At 60.8% G+C, this 273-nt stretch carries 1 protein-coding gene; it reads left to right on the top strand.

Annotation, left to right across the window (positions count from 1 at the left end):
* Positions 1 to 273, top strand: a 273-nt coding sequence (locus tag AAEZ05_RS28650) for an IS66 family transposase (RefSeq protein WP_350649975.1), incomplete at both ends; no start/stop codon positions are given.

Here is a 273-nt window from a genome sequence, read left to right as displayed (position 1 = left end):
CTGAACTACGTGCTCAGCCGTGAAGCCAGCCTGACCGTCTTCCTGGAAGACCCAGACGTCCAGCCAGACACCAACCACCTGGAACGGGCCCTGCGCCCCATTCCCATGGGACGCAAGAACTGGCTGTTCTGCTGGACTGAACTCGGCGCGGAACACGTGGGCATCATCCAGAGCCTGATCACTACGTGCAAACTGCACGACATCAACCCGTACACCTATCTGGTGGACGTGCTGCAGCGCATCAGTCAGCACCCGGCCAGCAAGGTCGCTGAC

The organism is Pseudomonas sp. HY13-MNA-CIBAN-0226 (assembly GCF_040310305.1).
GTDB classification, from domain to species: Bacteria; Pseudomonadota; Gammaproteobacteria; order Pseudomonadales; family Pseudomonadaceae; genus Aquipseudomonas; species Aquipseudomonas gregormendelii.
The sequence above is the reverse complement of the archived record's forward strand: the minus strand, read 5'-3'. Positions and strand labels throughout refer to the sequence as shown.